Annotated in this window: 1 protein-coding gene; it reads right to left on the bottom strand. The window is 32.7% G+C overall.

Translation table 11 applies throughout. The features are described from left to right. A partial coding sequence (locus ACFQ2O_RS21920) for an AAA domain-containing protein (protein ID WP_377533098.1) occupies positions 1-820 on the bottom strand: 820 nt, incomplete at both ends.

The raw sequence follows: 820 nt of genomic DNA, 5'->3' as shown, positions 1-820 counted from the left end.
TGTGTTATATACATTATTGTATATTTCCTTTTGCCTAAAAAGCTCGCTATTACCAACAATAATCAGTAGTCTCTTTGCACGAGACAGTGCAACGTTTAAACGATTAGGAGATTTGGCAAACCCTAAATCCTTTTGTTCAGGGAAACCTAATTCACCATATAGATTTATATCCGGTTTTTGTTTTGGGTCAGCTGCTATACGATTACTTCGAACCATCGAAACAATTATTATATTTCGTTCCATACCTTGAAAACGGTCCACTGTACTAACTCGTATAGGAATATCCTTGAACTCTTTGCCCAGGTTTGTTAACAATTTTATTTGCTTTCCATAAAAACTAATCAATCCTATTTGTTGATCTTCAGGGTTTTTCCAAGTTGATTGATATGATTGAAAACTTTCAGATTGTTGAAATTTTGTTAAAATACCTCTAATTGCATCTACTTCTCCATAATTTATTCTTGAAGTGCCATCCAGCAGTTCTGGCGAATTTGTTTCAATCCAGATCACATGATTATCTTTTGATATAAAATCATCAATCTCAATACCATGAAAACGAGACGCTGAATTAGTCATATCCGGATCATCAACTCCTAAATCTATAGGCGAAATTAAACCACACTCTAATCCACCATCTGTTATATAAAACTGCTTAATAACCTCATTTATATCAGGATGCATGCGATACTGAAGATTAAATTGCCCTTTTAAACTATCGTCAATCTTATCAAATAAGCGTTCAAAGTGTGAAATTTCCATTTCTTTAAAGTGCTTATTTACAAAAGACTTTAATTGTTTTATCCTTTTCTTTTCTTCTTCT

The sequence above is a fragment of the Pontibacter rugosus genome, assembly GCF_042678745.1.
Classification (GTDB): Bacteria; Bacteroidota; Bacteroidia; order Cytophagales; family Hymenobacteraceae; genus Pontibacter; species Pontibacter rugosus.
Note: the sequence above shows the minus strand (reverse complement) of the source record. Positions and strands in the feature narration are given on the sequence as shown.